We start from the raw sequence: 15,140 nt of genomic DNA, 5'->3' as shown, positions 1-15,140 counted from the left end.
ATGCATGTTGAAAGAAGATGCGGGATTGCTTGCTGCATCTTCTTTTTTCGCACTCTGCGGATGACTTTTGAACGTTGCCTTGCTAAGTCCCGGCATCGAATTTTAAAGCCAGAGCCGAATAGTCATCATGCCTGATCTTCTCCTGGAACTCCGCTCCGAGGAAATTCCTGCCACGCCGCGCGCCCGCAGCGTTGCAGGTGCGAGGACGCGCAAACAGGCAGATGGCATGTGGGCCAAGGAATAAACTATGCCTGATCTTCTCCTAGAACTCCGCTCCGAGGAAATTCCTGCCCGCATGCAGCGCAAGGCGGCGGGCGATCTGAAGAAGCTCGTGACCGATGCGCTGGTGGAAGCCGGTTTGACCTATGAGGGAGCGCGCGAATACTGGACGCCGCGCCGCCTGACATTGGATATCCGTGGTCTGACGGCCCGTTCCGCCGACCAGCGGGAAGAGATCAAGGGTCCGTCCACCAAGGCACCGGAACAGGCAGTCCAAGGCTTTCTGCGCAAGGCAGGACTTAGCTCCGTGGAAGAGGCGCAAGTCGCTTCGGACCCGAAGAAGGGCGATTTTTACGTGGCGGTGATTTCCAAGCCGGGTCGTGCGGCGGAAGAAATCATTGCCGATGTGATGCCCGGCATCATCCGCTCTTTCCCCTGGCCGAAGAGCATGCGCTCCGGTGCCGCTTCCGCGCCCAAGGGCATGCGGTTCAACGGCATTGACGGTAAGGGATCTGAGAGCTTGCGCTGGGTGCGCCCGCTGCAATCCATCCTCTGCATGTTCGGGCCTGAGCATGACGAAACGCAGATCATTCCGTTTGAAGTGGATGGCATCACGGCCTCCAACGTTACCTATGGCCATCGCTTCCATGCGCCGGAGGCGATTACTGTTCGCCGCTTCGACGATTACGTGGCGAGCCTCGAAAAAGCGAAGGTCATGCTGGATGCAGAGCGCCGCAAGGATGTGATCCTGCATGACGCGAAGGATCTGACCTTTGCCAACGGCCTCGAACTTGTGGAAGACGAGGGCCTTCTGGAAGAAGTGTCCGGCCTTGTCGAATGGCCGCATGTGCTGATGGGCACCTTCGAAGAAGAGTACCTGCAGATCCCGGCTGAGATCATCCGCCTGACGATCAAGACAAACCAGAAATGCTTCGTCACTCGTCCGCAAGGTGCAACCGAAGGTCTCTCCAACCACTTCATCCTCATCTCGAACATCGAAGCGAAGGATGGCGGCAAGGAAATCATCCACGGCAATGGCAAGGTCGTGCGCGCCAGGCTTTCGGATGCCAAGCATTTCTGGACGCGTGACCAGGGCAATTTGCCGGACCTCGAAACCTTGAAGGCTTCCGCGGACAAGTTCGGCCTCGACCTCTCCAAGCCACTCGACCAGCGCATGGCCAAGCTCGATGCGCTGAACGTCACCTTCCACGCCAAGCTCGGCACGCAGGGTGCACGCGTGGAGCGCATTCGTGCATTGGCGAAGCAGATCGCGGGCGTTGTCGGTGCCGATGAAAAGCTGGTGGATCGCGCCGTGGTTCTTGCCAAGGCGGATCTGCGCACCGAAGCCGTGGGCGAATTCCCTGAGCTTCAGGGCCTGATGGGCCGCAAATATGCGGTTCTCCAGGGCGAAGATGCGTCCGTCGCCGCCGCCATCGAAGACCATTACAAGCCGCAAGGCCCGTCCGACCGTGTGCCGGAAGACAAGGTCGCCATCGCCGTTGCCCTGGCTGACAAGCTCGACACGCTTGTCGGCTTCTGGACCATCGATGAAAAGCCGACCGGCTCCAAGGACCCTTACGCCCTTCGTCGCGCCGCTCTCGGCGTCGTGCGCATCATGCTGGAGCGTAAGGTGCGGTTGCCGCTGTTGAAGATAATATTCGCCGGGTATGCCACAGCACGGTTCTCTGGGCCACTCGGTTTCACCATTGAAAATCCCAAGGCTACATTTGTCGACCTTCTCTCCTTCTTCCACGACCGCCTGAAGGTTTATCTCCGCGACATGGGTGCGCGTCACGATATCATTGATGCCGTGCTGACGCCGGATGCGGATGATCTTCTGCTGGTTGCTCGACGCGCCGAAGCACTTACCGCCTTCATCACGTCGGAAGATGGCAAGAACCTGCTGGCTGGCACCAAGCGTGCCACGCAATTGCTTGCGGCGGAAGAGAAGAAGGGAACCGTCGTTGCGGATGCCGTCTCACCGGATCTCCTGAAACTTGATGCGGAGCAGGCGCTGCATGCGGCCATCACATCTGCAACCAGCGAGGCAGCAGCGGCAGTGGCAGCGGAAGACTTCCGTTCTGCCATGGAAGCACTCTCCAAGCTGCGCGGCCCGGTCGATGCATTCTTTGAAGCGGTGCTCGTCAATGATGAAGACCCAGCCGTTCGCGCCAACCGTCTGGCCCTGTTGAAGGCCATTCGCGAGGCGACAGGAACGGTTGCGGACTTCTCCAAGATCAGTGGATAGAGAAGAGATGGCGGCAGGCAGGATCCTCATCAGTGCCTGCCTCCTCGGCCAGCCGGTCCGTTATGACGGCAAAGGCAAGCCGCTTCTCCATCCGCTCATCGAACAGTGGAAAGGGGAGGGGCGCCTTGTTGCTTTCTGTCCTGAACTTGCGGGCGGCATGAGCGTGCCGCGCCCGCCTGCGGAAATCGAAGACGGCCTGAACGGCGAGGATGTTCTGGCGGGCCGTGCCCGCGTTCTGGAACTGACCGGTGGCGATGTCACGGTCGCATTCATCGACGGCGCAGGGCGTGCGCTCAGACATGCCCGCGAAAATGGCTGTCACCACGCTCTGTTGATCGACGGCAGTCCATCCTGCGGCTCGCTGGCAATCTATGACGGGAACTTTAAAGGCGTGAAACACGCAGGCAATGGCGTAACCGCGGCGCTCTTGAAGCGTGAGGGTATTGCCGTCTACGCGCCTTCTCAAATTGAAGAGCTGGCCGCGAAACTTTGCTGAAACGCAAAACGCCGGCCTTTCAACCGGCGTCTGCCATCATCGGATGAAATGTTGTCAGCCGGCGCGGCGCATGCGGTTTGCCATGTCCTGCAGGCCATTGCCGCGTGCGTCAGCCGTGCGGAAGCCGCGGATAAGATCGAGCAGATCGCCGGTATCGTTGGCGAGAACTTCGGCGGATGCGGTCGTCTCTTCTGCCATGGCGGCATTCTGCTGCGTGGCCGTATCGAGCTGGTTCAGCGCCGATGAGATCGAGCGCAAGGTCGTATCCTGCTCCTGCGCGCTGTGCGCAATCTTGGATACCACGTCGTTTGCCGCTTCGATCTGCGCCGAAATCCGCTTCAGGGCTTCGCCAGCCTGAGAAACCAGCTGAACGCCCTGTTCTACCTGGCCGCCGGACCGCGAGATCTGATCCTTGATCTCCTTGGCCGCTGCTGCGGAACGCTGGGCCAGTTCGCGAACTTCCTGCGCAACGACCGCAAAGCCCTTGCCGCTTTCACCTGCGCGTGCTGCCTCGACGCCTGCGTTGAGTGCCAGAAGGTTGGTCTGGAAGGCAATCTCGTCGATCACGCCAATGATCTTGGTGATTTCGGCGGAGGATTGCTCGATGCCGCTCATGGCGGTGATGGCCTGCTCGACAATGGAGTCGCTCTGGCGGGCTTCGCCGCTGATCGTCTTCACGCGTTGAGCCGCTTCCTTGGCACCATCGGCGGTCTGGCGAACGGCAACGGTCAACTCGTCCAGTGCCGCAGATGTCTCCTCGAGATTGGCGGCCTGGCGCTCCGTGCGCTGCGCCAGTTCATTGGAAGCACGGCGGATCTCTTCTTTCGACACGCCGATGTCATTGCCCTTAAGACTGACGCGAGACATGGCCTGTTCGAGGTGCGAAAGCGCATCGTTGAAATTGTGGCGAAGACCCTCGTATTTTCCGCCCAGGTCAGCGCAACGAATGGTCAGATCACCCTTGGCCAATTGCTCGAGCGCAGTGCCGATGGTTGAAACCACATGGGCCTGTTCGGCGGCCTCGCGACGCTGCGCCTCTTCGGCCCGTATGCGTTGTTCCTCGATCTGCGCTTCCTGCTCCTGCTGGCGTGCCGCCATGGCATGGCGTTCGCGTACCTTTTGTTGCAGCGCCTCGGTCGCGCGGGCCATCTTGCCGATTTCATTGTTCATGTCGGTATGCGGCACCGGCAGGCTGGTGTTCTCATTGGCGACCGCGCCGAGCGTATCGTGGATGGCGCTCAATGGGCGCGTGATCCCGCGGATCACGGCATAGGCGCCGGCGAGAGCGGCCAGGAACAGCGCGAGCGAACCACCGGCGGTCTTGATGATGTTCTCGCGGATCTCGGCCTTCAGGTCGTCGGTGTAAAGTCCCGTCACCACGACGATCTTCCAAGGCTCGAACGCTTTGCCGAAGGAGGCCTTGGGATAGCTGTAGTCGGTCTGGTCCATACCGGGCTTCGGGCCTAGAAATTCTACATACCCGCCACCGGCACGGCCCAGCTTCACCAGTTCATCCCTATACAGGAAGCCAGTTGGATCGCCCTTGCCCTTACCAGATGTGCCGACCAGTTTCTGGTTCGGGTGAAACATCATGACAACGTCGTAATCATACGCAAAGAAATAGCCATCCGGCTCAAACTTCATAGTGTTCAACAGGCCGTAGGCGCGCTTTTGCGCTTCTTCCTGGCTGAATTCCCCCTTCTTCGCACGCTCGTCGAAATCCTTGAGCACCGAAATGGCTGTTTCCACCTGCGTGCGCAGCATTTCGTAGCGTTCGCGATAAATAGCCGTCGTTGAAGATTGAAGCTGGAAATAGGTAATGACCGCAAAGACTGCCATCATGGCGCCCACGAGCATGAAAAGCTGAAGTGATATGCGCATGTTCTTCATTCTGACGACCGCCTATTCGATCTCGAACACTGTCAGAAACACAAGGTGCCGAGGAAGGTTGAGAGAGGCGCTTCCTGCACCGGACGAACGCTACAACGCGTTCCTGGACGCAGAGAGTAAACCGGCTTCCTGAAAATTTGGATAATAGAAAGTTTCCCGTTGCACTCCTCAGTGACAGCGAGAAATGGAAACTGCAGGGGCATATGTTGATTGCAGAGAGCGCAGCAAAATGGATCAGCCGCAAAGCATCAGGTTTACGCTTTACCTGTGTTTAATGTCCTGAATACCTGATCAGAGACTGGGCCGAAGCTCGAATTTCGAGAAATCAGGAACAATCGGCTGCTCGACCGGCGTTGCAGCAACAGGCTTCGGGGCCGCATCCGCCGATACGGCAGACGTCGTCGCCCTCTGGTCCACGCCGTCGCTCCTGGTGGGTGACACGGTGCGCGACAGCATGAGTTGCTGTTCGCGCTCCACCCACATCGGGTTGACGCTGACAAAACGAACCGGCGAGCCACCCATGAAGTTCTCGGTACGGGTAATCGCCGGTCTCCCACCGATCTGTGAAATGGTCACGCGTTCGTGGCCCGCATCCAGCGACGGAACCACATAGTCGGATTTCGAGCGCCGGGGCGCTTTGCCGTCGCAATGTGTGCATGCGATCCGCACGACGCTGGGTGTTGCCGTGAGAGGCTGACCGGACAGGACAGAGATCGATGTCATGTCTGCCGATACGGCTGCAACAGATGCTACCAGTGCCAGAACAGAGCCGATCATAGCGAATACCCTTCCCGATAATAGGTCAGAGCATTAGCAGAAGAATCTTTCCAAGCAGTCAGGAGGTGCGGTTAACACATCGTAAAGACGCGCAATTCACCTGTCCTCCATTATCCGCGATTGAGCGCACGCCAGCCAATGTCACGGCGGCAGAAGCCATTTTCCCAGCGAACCTCATTTACCAGCGCATAGGCTTTTGCCTGGGCTTCGGCCACCGTGCTCGCGGTTGCCGTCAGGTTCAGCACGCGGCCCCCTGTCGCGACCAGTTGTCCGTCTTTGAGCGCCGTTCCGGCATGAAACACCTTCGCACCGTCGCGCGCCTGCGGCAGGTGAGCAATCGGGGTGGCTTTGTCATAGGCACCTGGATAGCCCTTGGATGCCATAACAACTGTCAGCGCCGGTTCGTCACGCCACTCAGCTGTCACTTGGTCCAGCGTGCCCGTGGAGGCGGCATAGAGGATTGGCAAGAGGTCGCTCTTCAGGCGCATCATCAGCACCTGACATTCTGGATCGCCGAAGCGCACATTGTATTCAATGAGTTCCGGACCCTTGGCGGTGATCATCAGGCCGGCGAAGAAGACGCCGGTAAATGGATAGCCGCTCTCTGCCATGCCGCGGATTGTCGGCTCGATAATCTCCTTCATCGTGCGTTGCACCATCTCGGGCGTCATGACCGGCGCGGGAGAATAGGCGCCCATGCCGCCAGTGTTCGGGCCGGTATCGCCATCGCCCACGCGCTTGTGGTCCTGCGCCGTGGCCAGCGCCAGTGCGGTCTTGCCATCGGAAAGGCAGAAGAAGCTCGCTTCCTCACCATCCAGATAGGCTTCGACGACAACCTCAGCTCCAGCTGATCCAAAGGCACCGGCAAAGCAGTCATCCACGGCGGCAAGCGCCTCATCAATTGTCATGGCAACCGTCACGCCCTTGCCCGCGGCCAGACCATCGGCCTTGACGACGATCGGCGCACCCTGTTCGCGGATATAGGTCTTGGCCGGTTCTGCGGCGGTAAATCGCTGATAGGCGCCTGTTGGAATATTGTAGCGGGCGCAGATATCCTTGGTAAAACCCTTGGAGCCTTCCAGCTGGGCCGCCGCCTTCGAGGGACCGAAGACGACGAAGCCCGCTGCGCGCAGGTCATCGGCAATGCCTGCCACCAGCGGCGCTTCCGGCCCGACGACCACGAAATCGATCGCCTGCTTCTGACAGAAGGCGATGACGGCTGCATGGTCTTCCACGTTCAGTGGCACCAGCTCTGCTTCTTCTGCGATGCCGGGATTGCCCGGAGCCGCATAGAGTTTGGTCAAGAGGGGGGATTGTGCAAGCTTCCAGGCAAGAGCATGCTCACGACCACCAGAACCGATCAGAAGAACCTTCATTGCCGCCCCCAATATTTTAAAGAGATGCTGCGCGGTTAAGGGCAGGGGCGTCAAAGGTCAAGACCGAACGCCCGGTCGGAGGCGTTTCAACCTGTGGAATCGGTGCTCGCGGCGTTGCCTTGCCACGATCTATCGCTATGGTCGCCGCAAATCCAAGCAACAGGAAGACCCATGGCCGCCGATACCAAGCTTCTCGCCGCAACCATTGCCGCAGAAATCAATGCCCGCCCGGATCAGGTGGTCGCCGCGATCGGACTGCTGGACGAGGGCGCAACGGTGCCCTTCATCGCGCGTTACCGCAAGGAGGTGACCGGCGGGCTGGACGACACGCAACTGCGCACGCTCGCTGAACGTCTGGTTTATCTGCGTGAGCTGGAAGCGCGGCGCACCTCCATTGTCGAGAGCATCAGTTCTCAGGGCAAGATGACAGATGAATTGGCGGTGAAGCTCGCCCGCGCCACCACCAAGGCAGAGCTGGAAGATCTCTACCTGCCCTACAAGCCCAAGCGCCGCACCAAGGCAGAGATTGCCCGCGAAAAGGGTCTCGGGCCTCTGGCGGAAGCAATCTGGGCAGACCGCTCGGCCGATCCCTCTAAGCTGGCGGAAGCCTACCTCTCGTCCGAGGTTGCCGATGTTAAGACGGCACTCGAAGGCGCGCGCGATATCGTGGCGGAAACCATTACGGAAAATGCCGATCTGCTGGGGCGCCTGCGCCAGCATATGCGCGACAACGCCACTCTGCGGGCCAAGGTGGTGGATGGCAAGCAGGAGGCGGGCGCAAAGTTCTCCGACTATTTCGATCACTCCGAACGCTGGGCAACAACCCCCGGCCACCGGGCACTCGCCATGCTGCGCGGCTGGAACGAGGAGTTCCTGACGCTGACCATCGATGTTGACCAGGATGATCCGTCGCCGATCAAGCCGACCCATCGCATGATCGCCGGCGCCTTCCAGATTGGTGACAAGGGCCCCGCCGACCGCTGGCTGATGGATGTGGCGGGCTGGACCTGGCGCGTGAAGCTTTCCATGTCCCTGTCGCTCGACCTGATGCGTGAACTGCGCGAACGCTCGGAGGAAGAGGCGATCCGCGTTTTCGCCCGCAACCTCAAGGATTTGTTGCTGGCAGCTCCCGCTGGTTCGCGTGCCACCATGGGCCTCGATCCGGGCATCCGCACCGGCGTGAAGGTGGCCGTGGTGGATGGCACCGGCAAGCTGGTGGAAACCACCACGGTCTACCCGTTTCCACCGAAGAATGATCTGCGCGGCACGCAGGCGGAACTCGCCAGCCTTATCCGCAAACATAAGGTGGATCTGATTGCCATCGGCAACGGCACCGGCAGCCGCGAGACGGAAAAACTGGTGGCGGACATGCTGTCCGCGCTTCCGGCAGGTCCGAAACCGACCAAGGTCATTGTGTCTGAGGCCGGAGCTTCGGTCTATTCCGCGTCTGAACTGGCGGCGGCGGAATTCCCCAATCTCGACGTCTCGCTGCGTGGCGCCGTGTCCATCGCGCGTCGCCTGCAGGACCCGCTGGCGGAGCTTGTCAAGATCGAACCGAAATCCATCGGCGTCGGCCAGTATCAGCACGATGTCGATCAAGGAAAGTTGTCCCGCTCGCTGGATGCGGTGGTGGAAGATGCGGTGAATGCCGTCGGCGTGGATCTCAATACCGCTTCCTCGCCGCTTCTGGCGCGTGTGGCAGGCCTCACCCGCTCTATTGCCGATGCCATCGTTGTGCATCGCGATCAGAACGGTCCGTTTGCAAGTCGCAGGGAACTGTTGAAGGTGGCGCGCCTCGGTGCCCGCACTTTCGAGCAATGTGCCGGATTTCTGCGTATTCCCAACGGCAAGGAGCCGCTGGATGCCTCTGCCGTCCACCCGGAAGCCTATGGCGTGGCAAAGAAGATCGTGGCCGCCTGCGGCCGTGATTTGCGCGACCTGATGGGTGATAGCGCAGCTCTCAAAAAGCTCGATCCGCGCCAGTTCGTTGATGAGCAATTCGGTCTGCCAACCGTGAAGGATATTCTCTCCGAACTGGAGAAGCCGGGCCGCGATCCGCGCCCAAGCTTCAAGACGGCGACCTTTGCCGAAGGCGTCAACGAAATCAGCGATCTCAAGGTGGGAATGCTGCTGGAAGGCACTGTCACCAATGTCGCGGCCTTCGGCGCATTCGTTGATATCGGTGTGCATCAGGATGGCCTCGTCCACGTCTCGCAACTGGCGGATCGTTTCGTGAAAGACCCGCATGAGGTGGTAAAGGCCGGAGATGTGGTGAAGGTGCGCGTGGTGGAAGTCGATGCCAAGCGCAAACGCATCGGGCTCACCATGCGCAAGGATGGCGGCGAGGCCGCACCCGCATCCATGCGCGAAAACCGCTCTCCTGCAGGCGGTAACCCCATGCGCCATGCGCAGGCCAAGCCACAGAAGAGTGAGGGAAACCAGCTGGGCGGACTGGGTGCGGCCCTCGCTGAGGCCATGAAGAAGCGCTGATCTAAAGCAAAGTAACAGGCTTTAAACTAAACCTGTCGGTTCTTCCGGCGGGTTTTTTTGTGTCTGCCTGTTTAACGGTGGAGCACACTAAGTAGAGAAAATCAGTATTATATGTAAAATTCAACACTTATGAATTTATCGAATTGTGCAACCTTTGGTAATGTCGCTGGTTGCGGCGATAATTTGAAAAATATATAAAATATTTTCTCTCTAACTGTTGTATAAAATGGCTAAAATGAATGATTCAATTTGAATATTTATTGAGATTTACTTGGTAATGTTGACAGTGTTAAGGATTTATGAAACTTTTTTGTCAATTCCGATTTTTGTGCCTGAAGGGACGATGGCATGGCAAAAGTTTCACGTTTGGCGACGACGAGTACTTCTGCGTCGACATCTTCGAATGTGAATGACGATACGACCAACGGTAAAGGGACATCCAAAAAAACTACTGGTTCTGGAAGCGGTTCCGGCTCCAGTGGAGGGTCTGGTGCTGGAAGTGGCGCGGCTTCCGGTGGTCAGTCCAATGGCGGGGCGGCATCAAAAGGCTCGGGAACTGCGTCGACACGTCCGGCTACCGTAAAAAAAGTCTCACCATTTAATCCTTCAGGAGGTACGCCGGTCGTCAGCAAATTGGAAGTTGGTGCTGGAACTGGCACGGGTTCTGGAACTGGAACTGGAAGGGGTGCTGGAACTGGAGCGGGTGCCGGAACGGGCGCTGGATCCGGAAGGGGTGCCGGAACGGGCGCTGGATCTGGAACGGGATCCGGAAGGGGTGCCGGAACGGGCGCTGGATCTGGAACGGGATCCGGAACGGGTGCGGGAACTGGAACGGGAGCCGGAACGGGTGCTGGAGCATCCGGCGATGTTCTGAAGCTCACTGTAGACGGCTCATCCGGGACTGGAACAGGCACTGGATCTGGATCTGGAGCATCCGGCGTTGTTATGAAGCTCGCTGCAGACGGTTCATCCGGTACTGGAACTGGTCAAGGAACGGCGACCTATAACCCCAGTACGGATGGTAGGCTGCTTGGTTACGATGAAAGCGGCAATCCAATCAGTGACAGATCGTCCGGACTTCTGGAGGCACAGGGAAGTAACAGTATAAACGGTCAGAAAGTTGATGCGACTATTTCTGGTTCCGGCACTGCCAAACTCTTTTCCATTCTTCAGAAGTCGGACCCGAAAATCCAGAATGAAATTCTGCATCAGTTTGATGCCATGTTCAACGATGGCAAGACCAGGCGCAATCTTGATGGGATGGATATCTATGAGCATCCGGAGAAATACAGCCTGAATGAGAAGGTCGCCCGTTACGCGGAGCTTCTGAAGGCGAAATCCAATTTTGCCGGCTATCTGCAAGCCCTCGTCGAGGGCAAGATGGGTGAGTCGCGTCCGCAGCGTAACGCCGATGAAATCAACAAGGACCTGGATCAGGCGATGCAGACCCTTGCCGCTGATCCGGAAGTGGCATCGAAGGTAACGCAGATAACGCTTGATCTTTACAAGCGTGTCCTGAATGGCGAGACGTTCGATGCTGACGCCGATCACGGCGATGCATACAAGGCATCCGTTGCCACTCTCAAGACCGACTTGGAGACTGCGTTCAAGACTGACATCATTGATGGTGGCTACTTCAAGCAATACGCAGGCAAGGAGAAGGGGAACGAACTTAGTATTCTGACGGGGTTCAATAATTATTTCAGTACATTTGGCTCTGTACTCTCGAATGAGTTTATGCAGGCAAATGGAGATGCGGCCCAGAATAGTTTGAACGGCTTCTACTCACAGCACGTTTCTCCGCTTCTTCCTGATGCAAAAGCATCGATGCAAGGAATGATAAATCTTGCAAAGCTTGGGAAGATGTCAGCCAGCCAGTTTGGCAATCTTGGTAGCATCACGCCGCTCATCAACGGCAGTAATTACGGCAACATGTTGACGGATCTCAAGACGAGCGGGGTTGTAAGCGGTTACTCAGGATTGACCGCCAGCGCAGCGAATGCTGGCGAACTGCGCAAGCTTGGCGTAAAAGATGATGCGCTGAACTCTACGCTGCTTTCATCAGCACGTTATATGGCGAATTCGAAATTGAGCACCGCTTCTGCCGTGGTCAAGGATGGCTTCACAAAGACTTTGATTTCCGAATCGCGCACCCTCATCGAACTTGCCGATCAAGGTAAACTTGATGACGCTGTTTTGGACTCGCGTCTGGGCTCCCTGCAGGCGGAAATCGACAAGGGAGCGGGCCCAAATAAGGGGCAAGGCGGTTTGCTGGCTGCGGGCATAAAGGCTATGGTTCGCGGATCTGTTCTTACGTCAAAAATGGCTAATTATTCAGCGGGACGGGATAATACTCGCCCTATTGGGAATGGCAACTCCCCTGTTGCAGCATTGCCTGACAGCGGCATCTCGAAGATGGGCATGGCCGGTCTTGAACGTCTAACGGGTATGGCCATCGGCTTTGAAGGCAAAGGTATCGCCAGTGGCCAGACGAAGCTGCCGGTCACTGTCTCGAGCAATGATCTTAATTCCATGTTCCAGACGCAGACGAGGGCTTGGGATGCTGCGCTGATCAAGAAATATGGTGCGACGAGCCTGCGTGACTTCACTGGCCTCATGGTCAACTATGGTCAGAGCATTGGCATGGCCAAGATCGAGCAGCCATATTACAGCATTAACGACATCAGCGACAAGGATGCGATGGACACTCTGTTCGAGCCCTTGGCGAATGCAGTTGCCAAAGGTACTCTCGGAGATGCCTCAACACCAGCGGGAATGGAGCTAAAGGCTAATATCACTCGCGTTATGTGGGATGCGTTCGGTCTTCTGAAGCCTGGCGGCACAGTTCAGGGTCTCTACAACGAGATGGCCAAACTGATGAATACCAAGTACAAGAAAGAGTTTTCTGTCTTCAATACTCCTGTAAAGCTCGATTATGCCACCCGCATCATGTCTGGTGGCATCATGGGCATGCGTATGGCTTGGGCTACGGTTGGAAAGGATCGTCTGGATTCCACCGACGTCGGTTTCGTAAGCGCGATGGCCATACAGGGAGCGGGAATGATCTTGACTGGCGCTCTGGCACCTAAGGCGAAGGGAGCAACTGGAGAGCTTAAGATCCTGGAAGCTTTTGGTGACGAAGTTGCTGCCAAGCAGGTTGCCTATCTCGAGAAGCGCAAGACGAATATTGCGCGCGTCGGAATCGGAGTCGACTTGATCGCCAATGCAGCGTGGTTGGGTGTGGACCTGAACTGGTTGATCCGGGGCTGGAAAAAGATGGACACTCATGAAAAAGTCTTCGTAACCGGCATTGTTGCAACAGATTTTGGCGCTGCGGTCTTGAGCGGTCTGAGCGCCGGTGCGGCGGTTGCGTCCGCTACCGGCGCCACCCGCGTCGCGCAAATTCTCACCACGATAACGGCGGGCAGCGCTGGCACTGGCGTAGGCCTTGTCCTGGCCGGTATTGGACAATTCGTAACTTTGGGGCTGCAGATCTGGCAGGAGATCAAGCAGAACAAAGCCGAAGCCAAATATCGCGACACGATCTACGACTCCATCTGGAAACTTACCCGCAACGACGTTCCGAACAACTATGCTAAGGACTGGGATAAGCATCCAAATGCTCGTATCGGCAGGGGACCTGGTTCCTACGATCGGTCGAAGCTGTCTCACGCACCCTATCAATATGGCTACGACGCTAATCCATATGACTGGGCCAAGGTTAAGGCGGAGAATGATAAGAAATATGCGGCGCGGTACAGTTCCAACCCGCAGATGTAAGAGTGCAATCAATGCTTGACCCGCCGGAGTAATCCGGCGGGTCAAGCTGGTGTCGTGATGTGACCCAACAGAGTAGAATTTGGTTCCGCCGGACAGGTCAATATTGTAGAAGGCTGCCATGAGTAAGCCCATTGATCTGAACGGCCGTGTCGCCGACGCTCCTTCCGATAACTTCGTCTACCGCGTCCTGCCGCGATGGCTGTGGCCCTATGCACAGCTCGCGCGCTGGGACAGGCCTATCGGCTGGCAGCTTCTCATGTGGCCGTGTTTCTGGTCATCAGCCCTTGCCGCGAATGCCGATGGGGCTCCTGATGGCGGGTTTTCACTGGAGCTGAAGCTTGTCCATCTCTTTCTGTTCTTCATCGGTGCCGTTGCCATGCGCGGTGCGGGCTGCACCTATAATGATCTGGTGGATCACAAGATCGACCTGCAGGTTGCCCGCACGCGCTCAAGGCCTCTTCCGTCGGGCCGGGTCTCGCGTCTGCAGGCCAAGGTCTTCATGGTGCTTCAGGCCTTGGTTGGTCTGGTCGTGTTGTTGCAATTCAATACATTTGCGATCTGGCTGGGCTTTGCCTCGCTCGCAATCGTTGCGATCTATCCCTTTGCCAAAAGGTTTACGGATTGGCCGCAATTTTTCCTAGGTTTGGCCTTTTCCTGGGGCGCGCTGATGGGCTGGGCTGGCGTCTATGGTAGTCTCGGCTGGCCGGCATTGTGGCTCTACATTGCGGCAATCCTTTGGACCATCGGCTACGATACGATCTATGCCCATCAGGATAAGGAGGACGATGCGCTTGTTGGCGTCCGTTCGACCGCGCGTCTGTTCGGGGAACATACAAAGATCTGGCTATCGGCCATTTATGGTTTGTCGCTGATTTTCTTTATCGCTGCCTTTGCGACCGCCCATGCAGGCCTTTTCGCCTACCTAGGCCTGCTGGTTGCCGCCGTCATGCTGGCCTGGCAGATCCTGGTGCTGGATATCGATAATCCTGATCAATGCCTGAAGCTGTTCAAGTTCAACAACCGGGTGGGCTTCATCATCTTTGTCGGCCTTACCGCAGCCTTGGCGCATTACAACGGCAATGCCCTGTGACGCTATGTCGTATATGAAAATGCCCGGCTGACGTTTGGCGTCAGGACCGGGCAATTTTCATAAAAAATGGGAAATTCAACGTCTTGCGATGATTTCCTTGCCTTCGATGCGCATGGCAACGCCCAGACTGCCGGTCTGGCGGCGAACCAGGAAGCGTGGCCGACGAGCCGCAAAGTAGGAGTGACGGCGGCGCTGCTTGCTTTCCCCGGTCCGAATGTTTCCGAGGTGGTTTTCCAGCGGACGGGCGATTCCGTCTGCCTCTACCATCAGCATCGGAATGCGGAAAGCTTCCGACCAGCTACGCCAGTCGGCTGCGATGTCGCACAGGTCGTGAGCCACCAGCAGCGGAATGCAGAGGTCCGGATCTTCGTGATGGAGTTCAAGTGTCACGGTCACTTCGCCATTGCCATGATCGATAGCCCGAGCCGCGACTCCTTTGAAGGCGCGAGCGGGAAGAGCGAAGGAAAGCGGCAGGCCGCTCTCGGGGAGGATCTTGCGCAGGACTGCGCCGCGTTCGTCGATGGTAATGGTGACATCGCCGGCGGCATCATGCAGCCCGTACGTGATCTGCTGGGGGAAACGCGCGGGGTCGAGCCTCAGCGTCGCACCTGCCCATGTGGGTTTCAGAACCGTATTTGTCATCTCGAATGCTACCCTTGTTTTACCTGAGAGCCGTTTCGGTCATCTCCCGGGACTTTTGTCCTCTGGTGGGCTCAACATAGGCGGGGTATTTGCAGAACGACTTAAAAATCGCGGTTAAGAAATTCTAGCGTC

At 57.6% G+C, this 15,140-nt stretch carries 11 protein-coding genes; 7 read left to right on the top strand and 4 right to left on the bottom strand.

Translation table 11 applies throughout. The features are described 5' to 3' along the window. The first annotated feature begins 247 nt into the window (after positions 1 to 247). Together glyS and E8M78_RS13690 are read left to right on the top strand one after the other, a co-directional pair. Positions 248 to 2,467, top strand: a complete 2,220-nt coding sequence (gene glyS, locus E8M78_RS13695) for a glycine--tRNA ligase subunit beta (RefSeq protein ID WP_137135550.1) — start codon at positions 248 to 250, stop codon at positions 2,465 to 2,467. A gap of 7 nt (positions 2,468 to 2,474) precedes the next feature. Beyond that, positions 2,475 to 2,963 carry a DUF523 domain-containing protein gene (locus E8M78_RS13690; RefSeq protein ID WP_137135549.1) on the top strand — a complete coding sequence of 163 codons (489 nt, stop codon included), beginning with the start codon at positions 2,475 to 2,477 and terminating at the stop codon, positions 2,961 to 2,963. Positions 2,964 to 3,017: 54 nt separating this feature from the next. On the opposite strand, the gene E8M78_RS13685 is transcribed toward E8M78_RS13690, so the two are convergent. From E8M78_RS13685 to purD, 3 genes are all read right to left on the bottom strand, one after another. Then, positions 3,018 to 4,853 (bottom strand): methyl-accepting chemotaxis protein, encoded by a 1,836-nt coding sequence (locus E8M78_RS13685; protein ID WP_137135548.1) that lies wholly within the window; start codon positions 4,851 to 4,853, stop codon positions 3,018 to 3,020. A 291-nt stretch (positions 4,854 to 5,144) separates the two neighbouring features. Continuing rightward, positions 5,145 to 5,630, bottom strand: coding sequence for a plant virulence effector HPE1-like domain-containing protein (locus tag E8M78_RS13680; protein ID WP_137135547.1), 486 nt, complete (start codon positions 5,628 to 5,630; stop codon positions 5,145 to 5,147). A gap of 110 nt (positions 5,631 to 5,740) precedes the next feature. Further along, positions 5,741 to 7,006 (bottom strand): phosphoribosylamine--glycine ligase, encoded by a 1,266-nt coding sequence (purD, locus tag E8M78_RS13675; RefSeq protein WP_137135546.1) that lies wholly within the window; start codon positions 7,004 to 7,006, stop codon positions 5,741 to 5,743. 171 nt (positions 7,007 to 7,177) lie between these two features. Here purD and E8M78_RS13670 point away from each other — a divergent pair, with 171 nt between their 5' ends. The 5 genes from E8M78_RS13670 to ubiA all read left to right on the top strand — a co-directional run bounded on the left by E8M78_RS13670 (position 7,178) and on the right by ubiA (position 14,366). Then, positions 7,178 to 9,496: a Tex family protein gene (locus E8M78_RS13670; protein ID WP_137135545.1), complete on the top strand. Its 2,319-nt coding sequence runs from the start codon at positions 7,178 to 7,180 to the stop codon at positions 9,494 to 9,496. 409 nt (positions 9,497 to 9,905) lie between these two features. After that, the gene (locus E8M78_RS23545; protein WP_205910238.1) at positions 9,906 to 10,079 is read left to right on the top strand and encodes a hypothetical protein; all 174 of its coding nucleotides are present in this window, start codon (positions 9,906 to 9,908) and stop codon (positions 10,077 to 10,079) included. A gap of 60 nt (positions 10,080 to 10,139) precedes the next feature. Further along, entirely contained in the window at positions 10,140 to 10,370 is a 231-nt protein-coding gene (locus E8M78_RS23315) for a hypothetical protein (RefSeq protein ID WP_170973423.1), read from the top strand. Positions 10,371 to 10,441: 71 nt separating this feature from the next. Next, entirely contained in the window at positions 10,442 to 13,276 is a 2,835-nt protein-coding gene (locus E8M78_RS13660) for a hypothetical protein (protein ID WP_137135544.1), read from the top strand. A 118-nt stretch (positions 13,277 to 13,394) separates the two neighbouring features. After that, entirely contained in the window at positions 13,395 to 14,366 is a 972-nt protein-coding gene (ubiA, locus tag E8M78_RS13655; RefSeq protein ID WP_137135543.1) for a 4-hydroxybenzoate octaprenyltransferase, read from the top strand. 75 nt (positions 14,367 to 14,441) lie between these two features. On the opposite strand, the gene E8M78_RS13650 is transcribed toward ubiA, so the two are convergent. After that, entirely contained in the window at positions 14,442 to 15,008 is a 567-nt protein-coding gene (locus E8M78_RS13650) for a DUF6101 family protein (RefSeq protein WP_137135542.1), read from the bottom strand. Between the last annotated feature and the right edge of the window lie 132 nt (positions 15,009 to 15,140).

Origin of the sequence: Rhizobium sp. FKY42, from assembly GCF_005222835.1 — a bacterium.
Taxonomy (GTDB): domain Bacteria; phylum Pseudomonadota; class Alphaproteobacteria; order Rhizobiales; family Rhizobiaceae; genus Neorhizobium.
The sequence above is the reverse complement of the archived record's forward strand: the minus strand, read 5'-3'. Positions and strand labels throughout refer to the sequence as shown.

Excerpts from the sequence above, each read along its gene's own strand:
- ubiA (WP_137135543.1), top strand. The coding sequence starts at position 13,395 with ATGAGTAAGCCCATTGATCTGAACGGCCGTGTCGCCGACGCTCCTTCC.
- purD (WP_137135546.1), bottom strand. The coding sequence starts at position 7,006 with ATGAAGGTTCTTCTGATCGGTTCTGGTGGTCGTGAGCATGCTCTTGCC.
- E8M78_RS23545 (WP_205910238.1), top strand. The coding sequence starts at position 9,906 with ATGACGATACGACCAACGGTAAAGGGACATCCAAAAAAACTACTGGTT.
- E8M78_RS13690 (WP_137135549.1), top strand. The coding sequence starts at position 2,475 with ATGGCGGCAGGCAGGATCCTCATCAGTGCCTGCCTCCTCGGCCAGCCG.
- glyS (WP_137135550.1), top strand. The coding sequence starts at position 248 with ATGCCTGATCTTCTCCTAGAACTCCGCTCCGAGGAAATTCCTGCCCGC.
- E8M78_RS13650 (WP_137135542.1), bottom strand. The coding sequence starts at position 15,008 with ATGACAAATACGGTTCTGAAACCCACATGGGCAGGTGCGACGCTGAGG.
- E8M78_RS13685 (WP_137135548.1), bottom strand. The coding sequence starts at position 4,853 with ATGAAGAACATGCGCATATCACTTCAGCTTTTCATGCTCGTGGGCGCC.
- E8M78_RS13670 (WP_137135545.1), top strand. The coding sequence starts at position 7,178 with ATGGCCGCCGATACCAAGCTTCTCGCCGCAACCATTGCCGCAGAAATC.
- E8M78_RS13660 (WP_137135544.1), top strand. The coding sequence starts at position 10,442 with ATGAAGCTCGCTGCAGACGGTTCATCCGGTACTGGAACTGGTCAAGGA.
- E8M78_RS13680 (WP_137135547.1), bottom strand. The coding sequence starts at position 5,630 with ATGATCGGCTCTGTTCTGGCACTGGTAGCATCTGTTGCAGCCGTATCG.